Genomic DNA, 6,733 nt, shown 5'->3' with positions numbered 1-6,733 from the left:
CTCTACTTAGAGTTGCCCAAAATTAATACAATACAAATTTGGAGTGGGAGCCTTGACAGTTTCGTTCATATCAGGAGGCTCCCGGACTCCCCCGCGGAAAGGGAGCAACTGGAGCGGAAATCAACAGGGCTAATTTAACAGAGCCAAAAGGCACTCGAAAGGAGACCTAAATATGAATAATCTCTTCCGACCCCAACTCTGTGTTATCTGCCACCAAGAAATAACAGGCGAATTTGGTTGGGTCCAGCTTTTCTCAAAAGAATCAAACACGCAGCTTTGCCAAACCTGCAACAAAAAACTCCTCCTCATCACCGGCGAAACGTGCCAAATATGCGGCCGTTCCTTTGAAAATGGAGAGTACTCATATCGAAAGGGGCAACTGTGCTTTGACTGCACCCGTTGGGAGGACGATCCTGAATGGCACAACCTTCTTCACCAAAACATTTCCCTCTTCAAATACAATGATTTTTTAAAAGAAACCTTATCTACCTTTAAATATCGCGGTGATTACATGATCGCCCATGCTTTTACTGATTTTATTAAAATAAAACTTAAACCGCTCGGACAAACTCATCTGCTGGTGCCGATCCCACTGAGTTCAGAACGCTTATATGAACGTGGTTTTAATCAAGCGGAAGCTTTAATAAAAGAAGCGGGCTTCACTCCTTCACCACTGCTCGCTCGCATCCACACGGAAAAACAGTCGAAAAAATCCCGCTCAGATCGGATTCACTTGCCCCAAGTATTCAGTATCATACCCGAAACAGCAGCAGTCATTACCGGTCAATCCATCCTTCTTATCGACGATATCTACACAACCGGTTCAACCTTGCGCCATGCAGCCAAGATTTTAAAAAAAGCCGGTGCAGGAACAATTTCCTCGTTCACTTTGGCCAGAGGCTAAACCTATTTTGGCTATATCTGAGGCAACGATTTGTGGCGGTGCTTTTTGTAGCACTTTTTTAAAAAAAGAAAACATAAATCACAACAAAGAAAGCATAAAATGGGAAAACAGAGGGATTATTTGGCAGAAAATCTTACAAAAAATTTTGGTACACTATAGGGGGGATGAAGCTACCAAACCGCTCTAAATCAGCATTTTTGAGGATTGAAAATAAACTCTTTCACTTTCAAAACTCGTCGTTCAATAATTAGACACAAATATACAGGGTTTTAGCAGGAATTAAGTCGGGCAAAATAGAAATAGAATTACATAGTCTTTATCACAACAGCATGGAAAATGATGCGAGTTAAAAGTTGGCAGCAAGAGAGACAAGTTGTATACTCAAATCATAAGCTATGCTCATTAACAAAAGGAGGAGTTACTTATGAACTACAACATTCGTGGTGAAAACATTGAGGTTACTCCAGCGATAAGAGAATATGTAGAGAAGAAAATTGGAAAATTGGAGCGTTATTTTACTGAGACGCCAAATGCACAGGTGCATGTGAACCTCAAAGTATATAGCGACAAAAAATCCAAAGTCGAAGTCACTATTCCAATGACTCAACTGGTGTTAAGAGCTGAAGAAGCAAATGAAGATATGTATGCGGGAATTGATTTAATCGCAGATAAATTAGAACGCCAAATTCGCAAACATAAAACTAAAGTTAACCGAAAATTCAGAGAAAAAGGCGGACTTACTTCTATGTTCAACGTCTTAGAAGAGAACAAAGAAGTAGTCATCGAAGAAGACGATCAAGATCTTGAGGTTGTCCGTACAAAACGCTTTGACCTAAAACCAATGGACAGCGAAGAAGCCATCCTACAAATGAACATGCTAGGCCACAGCTTCTATGTATTTACTAACGCACTAACACACAACACTAACGTTGTTTACAAACGTAAAGACGGCCGCTATGGGCTAATCGAAGCCCAATAATATAGGTCTAGAACACACAGTCCTGATCCTTCAGGGCTGTGTGTTTTTTTATATCTGCCCCCACCATCATTATTTTTCAAAAAAATTCCCAATGGTTAACGCTGTATAATATCATTATAATAAATAAAGGAAGTGTTCACGTTTAGTGGATGAATAGAAGGGAAGAAACAACCAATGAAGCAAGCAGATATATTTCTCGCTTTTTTCAGAGTGGGAATACTCGGATACGGAGGGGGACCTTCCTCTATCCCGCTCGTACATAAAGAAGTGGTGGACCGCTATCAATGGATGAACTCAGATGAATTCAGTGATGTGCTTGCACTTGGGAACGCCCTGCCAGGCCCAATTAACACGAAAATGGCCGGTTATATCGGCTACCGTGTTGGTGGAGCCCTTGGAATGATCAATGCGATCTTTGCCACAGTGGTACCTAGTATAATCTTGATGATTTTATTATTAACCGTTTTAAACGCCTACAAAGATAAGCCTTGGGTGCACGGAATGTCACAGGCCGTTGTGCCGGTAGTGGCCGTCATGCTCGCTACGTTAACTTGGGATTTTGTTAAAAAATCAACCCAATCAAAATTAGGCTGGGGCTGGACAGTTGGTTTTGTTCTCGGAAGTGTCGTTTTGTTACAGCTTGTCGGGCTTCATCCAGCGTTTCTTATCTTTGGACTCTTGCTCGGTGCACTTTTAATGAAGAATAGAAAATCAGTGCCGGATGCGGTAAAGAAGGTGCAAAGCAAATGATTTATATACATTTATTTTTGGCCTTCTTTATTCCCGGGATTCTCGGCTACGGCGGCGGTCCCTCATCGATTCCGCTCGTTGAAGCGGAGGTAGTCGACCGGTACCATTGGCTAACCGTCAATGAATTCAGTGAAGTCCTTGCGATTGGGAACTCTTTGCCGGGGCCGATTGCCACGAAAATGGCCGGCTATATTGGGTATGATGTTGGCGGAGTGCTCGGCTCGATCATCGCCGTGTTCGCAACCGTTGCTCCATCGCTATTATTAATGATTTTCTTACTAAGCTTATTAATGAAATTTAAAGATTCCCCTCGTGTAAAACGAATGACCATCGTAGTCCGACCGGTTATAGCCGTTTTGCTCGGTATCATGACGTATGATTTAATTTTTTCATCCTATGAAAACTCAGGCTTGCTTCAAACTCTATTTATTGGCTTAGCTAGTTTCTTTTTGATGGAAAAAATAAAAGTCCATCCCGCTTACGTCATCGCCGGAGCACTGGTATACGGTGCAATGTTTTTATCATAATTTGAAAACGCCGGATATGTGCTCCGGCGTTTTCTATTTATCTGGAATTCTATTAGAATCATTATAATGTACGGATAAAAGTTGGGAATCCACGGATAGGCGAGTTGGATCCACGGATAAGCGGCTTAAATCCACGGATAGGACTCTAAACCTATTAGAAAGGACCGCGCAGAATCGCCTGCTTAGAACATATAAAAGTGACGGAACTATGTCATCGGCTAATAGAACCTTATAATCGTCTAATAGCCCCCGGAAATCGGCTAATAAAACTCCAAAATCGGCTAATAGAATGGCAAAATCGGCTAATAGCGCCAGCCCAACTTATAAAAACATCCAAAAAAATCAAACTTTCATCCCGGAATTAACATCCTTGCTGAATATTCACGAACACTAAACGAAAAAAGACCCCGAAACCGAAGTTTCAGGTCCTCACTCACATATTAACCAATTAAACAACCATTACACAGCTTTCCCAACAACATCCGCACCAGCACCTTCACTCAACAGCTTCCGATTTAATTTGAGCAACGTCTGCACTGATTTAAACTGGACAAACACAAACGGTACGAGCATTGCAAAGTAAACCGGTGAGAAGATCGTTACGATGCCTGTTTTGACAAAGCCCCAGTGAATGAAGAACATTCCTAGTACGAAAAAGGCTACGCCGGGACAAATGAGAGAGAAGCTTCCAGGACTTTTGCCTGAACCATGAATCATTTCGCCAAAGTAATTCAGCTTTTTCAAAACAGAGTAACCAATAAAGCCAAACATGACTTGGATTGACACAAACACCATTAACGGAATATAAAGATTCAAAGCTGCTGGTTCCGGATTGTGCAGAAGGTTATGGTTAATTCCTGAATACAAACGAACGATAGTGATTCCCAAAAGTGTTAAAATCGGAATGATCATCCAAAGCGAAGGGCTACCCGCTTTGTCGATCCCATGTTTAAAGATCGACTTAATGCCCAACGTCATATTAACAACCAATAAGACAACGGAAACACTGCCGAAGAACACGGCCATTACAGTTGAAATTACCGACACAGCCAGCGTATGGCTCATTGCAGCCGGTGCGGCAAAACCAACAGCGACCATTGTAAAAGCAAATACAGATAACATTTGAACTAAACTGTTGTTACTCCCGAAATCAAAACCGCCAAGTACAAAACGAGTGAAGAATCTCTTAAAGATAACAAAAGCATAAACACCAACTGCAAAATACGCTAGTACGGCAAATGGGAACAAGTACTCAACGATGCTCCATAGATTTGGAATAAATACTGCAGCGATAATAAACACAGCATTAACCGTCATTCCAAGTGTTAGCGGAATCGCCATTAGCGACACCTCGCCATTTGACTGTCTTAACTGTTCATAAGCGGCTGTTTTCTTATAAAGTTTATATTCAGCAAGATTCCAAAATAATAAGCGGAAATGCTTATAGCTAAAAAATAAGATTCCTAATAATGCAATCGCAACTGTGATTGATAAAAATACGTTATCTCCCGTTAACGCTGGAAAAACATGTTCAAAATTGGCCATTGGTCTACCTGGATGCTTCACCATAAACATTAAATACATAAAAAATGAAACTGCTAATCCGCCGCTTCCTAAAGAAGCCAGAAAATACATCGGATTATAATTTTCCCTCAAATTCTTTTTCAAAAAAAATTCCTCCTCTTTCAATATACCCCGTTAGGTATTTTGTACTATCATTCTATCTGACCATCAAATAAGTTTTCAATACTTTTTCACTTATCTTTAATCAATTAGGGCAAAACCCCTATTTGCTTTTGAACCCCTTTTATATTAAGAAAAACATGATATCTTAGAACTAGAAGGACATATTTGAGCAAGACAGCATATAAAAAATTTTTGCATTCTATTATACCCTGTATGGTATATATGGGACAAAGGGGAGATTTACATGGCAAGTGTAGTTGTAATTGGAGCTGGGTTTTCTGGGCAAACTGCAGCATTATATTTACGGAAGAAGTTAGGGAGTAAGCATCAAGTAACGGTTATCAATCCTTGGCCGAGATTCACCTATATTCCTTCACTAGTGTGGGTGGGAATTGGGCAAATGGCTCCGGAAAAAACAATGTTTGAATTAGCACCGGTGTTTAAAAAGCAGGGGATTGATTTTATCCAAGCTTGGGCAAAAGAAATCCATCCTGATGAACAATATGTATTAGTAGAAACGAAGGATGGGGAGCAGCAGAAGGTTCTCTATGATTACGTTATTAATGCAACTGGCCCGCATTTGAATTTTGAGGGAACAGAAGGACTGGGACCGGATCACGATACCACTCATTCGATTTGTAATATCCACCATGCCAAATTGGCTCGCGATGCTTATTTTGAGCAAGTAAAAAGAATGGAAAAGGGCGAAAAAGTAAAGCTCTTGATCGGAACGGGGCATGGACAAGCTACCTGTCAAGGTGCCGCTTTGGAGTACATTACCAATATGCATAATGACCTTAAAAAACGCGGGTTACGTGATAAGGCAGAAATCATGTGGATTTCAAATGAGCCGAAATTAGGAGACCTTGGCGTAGGGGGCATTTCTGCTTCTAAGCATGGCTATATCATGAGCTCAGAATCCTTTATGAAGTCATTATTTGCTGAAATGGACATTTATTATACAGTTCAAACCGCGGTTCAAAAGGTTGAGAAAGGTAAGGTTTACTGGGAAAACTATGAGGGTGAGTTTGGCGAAACGGAGTATGATTTTGCGATGCTCATTCCACAATTCCAGGGAACAAAAGTCAAATATGTCGATCGTGATGGCAATGACATTACTTCAAAATTAACCAATCCGGCTGGCTTTACGATTGTAGATGGAAATTACGGCAAGCCGTGGTCCGAGCTTAAAGCAGGGGATTGGCCATCAACCTATCAATCTCCTTTCTATAAAAATTTATTTGCAGCCGGCATCGCCTTTGCGACTCCAGGATCAATTTCGAAGCCGCATACAACGAAAAACGGCACGGTCATTACCGCAACTGCCCCAAGAACAGGTATGGCATCCGGAATTATTGGGAAAATTGCTGCGCTCAATATCGTCGATATGGTCGAGGGAAAAGAACCATCCCATCGTGAATCAATGGCGGAAATGCCTGGAGCATGTATTGCCTCGATCGGCAAATCAGTTGCTAACGGTTCAGCGGCATCCATTGTAATGTATCCGGTTACACCAGATTTTGAGAAATACCCAGAATACGGACGTGACTTAAAGATTACCGATATGGAAGTCGGCCTTGCCGGAGCCTGGATTAAGCGGACTTTACACACGATGTTTATCTATAAAATGAAGGGGAATCTAGGGTGGAGTTTAATCCCAGAATAAACAACTAATTTACAAAAATAGAGGTGAAGGACGATGCAAAAAAGCTTAGAAATGAAACCAACGAAACGGACGCTGTTTATTCGGAAATGCTTTAGCTTTCAGTTCATCCGCTTTGTGGTGTTAAATATAAAAATATTAAAAGTAGCGCTATTTCCACCAAAACATTAAGAAACGATATGAAAAGAGCTTAGAGATTTTCTAAGCTCTTTATTATTAGACTA

The 6,733-nt window shown here is 41.0% G+C and carries 6 protein-coding genes; 5 read left to right on the top strand and 1 reads right to left on the bottom strand.

What is annotated here, in order from left to right:
* Positions 1 to 172 precede the first annotated feature (172 nt).
* The 4 genes from ACI48O_RS07115 to ACI48O_RS07100 all read left to right on the top strand — a co-directional run bounded on the left by ACI48O_RS07115 (position 173) and on the right by ACI48O_RS07100 (position 3,160).
* Positions 173 to 904 (top strand): ComF family protein, encoded by a 732-nt coding sequence (locus ACI48O_RS07115; protein WP_435561052.1) that lies wholly within the window; start codon positions 173 to 175, stop codon positions 902 to 904.
* A 424-nt stretch (positions 905 to 1,328) separates the two neighbouring features.
* Positions 1,329 to 1,883 (top strand): ribosome hibernation-promoting factor, HPF/YfiA family, encoded by a 555-nt coding sequence (hpf, locus tag ACI48O_RS07110; protein ID WP_435561051.1) that lies wholly within the window; start codon positions 1,329 to 1,331, stop codon positions 1,881 to 1,883.
* A gap of 174 nt (positions 1,884 to 2,057) precedes the next feature.
* Positions 2,058 to 2,633, top strand: a complete 576-nt coding sequence (locus tag ACI48O_RS07105; protein WP_435561050.1) for a chromate transporter — start codon at positions 2,058 to 2,060, stop codon at positions 2,631 to 2,633.
* On the top strand, positions 2,630 to 3,160 hold the full coding sequence (locus ACI48O_RS07100) for a chromate transporter (protein ID WP_435561049.1): 531 nt from the start codon (positions 2,630 to 2,632) through the stop codon (positions 3,158 to 3,160). Before ACI48O_RS07105 ends, ACI48O_RS07100 begins: the two co-directional genes overlap by 4 nt.
* A 459-nt stretch (positions 3,161 to 3,619) precedes the next feature.
* Here ACI48O_RS07100 and ACI48O_RS07095 read toward each other — a convergent pair whose 3' ends face one another.
* Positions 3,620 to 4,828 (bottom strand): TsoY family (seleno)protein, encoded by a 1,209-nt coding sequence (locus ACI48O_RS07095; RefSeq protein WP_435561048.1) that lies wholly within the window; start codon positions 4,826 to 4,828, stop codon positions 3,620 to 3,622.
* Between the two features lie 262 nt (positions 4,829 to 5,090).
* Here ACI48O_RS07095 and ACI48O_RS07090 point away from each other — a divergent pair, with 262 nt between their 5' ends.
* A complete protein-coding gene (locus tag ACI48O_RS07090; protein WP_435561047.1) occupies positions 5,091 to 6,512 on the top strand; it encodes an NAD(P)/FAD-dependent oxidoreductase in 1,422 nt (473 codons plus the stop codon).
* Positions 6,513 to 6,733: the final 221 nt, after the last annotated feature.

It is taken from the genome of Neobacillus terrisolis (assembly GCF_051233475.1).
Taxonomy (GTDB): domain Bacteria; phylum Bacillota; class Bacilli; order Bacillales; family Cytobacillaceae; genus Bacillus_BU.
Note: the sequence above shows the minus strand (reverse complement) of the source record. Positions and strands in the feature narration are given on the sequence as shown.

Excerpts from the sequence above, each read along its gene's own strand:
- ACI48O_RS07100 (WP_435561049.1), top strand. The coding sequence starts at position 2,630 with ATGATTTATATACATTTATTTTTGGCCTTCTTTATTCCCGGGATTCTC.
- hpf (WP_435561051.1), top strand. The coding sequence starts at position 1,329 with ATGAACTACAACATTCGTGGTGAAAACATTGAGGTTACTCCAGCGATA.
- ACI48O_RS07090 (WP_435561047.1), top strand. The coding sequence starts at position 5,091 with ATGGCAAGTGTAGTTGTAATTGGAGCTGGGTTTTCTGGGCAAACTGCA.
- ACI48O_RS07105 (WP_435561050.1), top strand. The coding sequence starts at position 2,058 with ATGAAGCAAGCAGATATATTTCTCGCTTTTTTCAGAGTGGGAATACTC.
- ACI48O_RS07115 (WP_435561052.1), top strand. The coding sequence starts at position 173 with ATGAATAATCTCTTCCGACCCCAACTCTGTGTTATCTGCCACCAAGAA.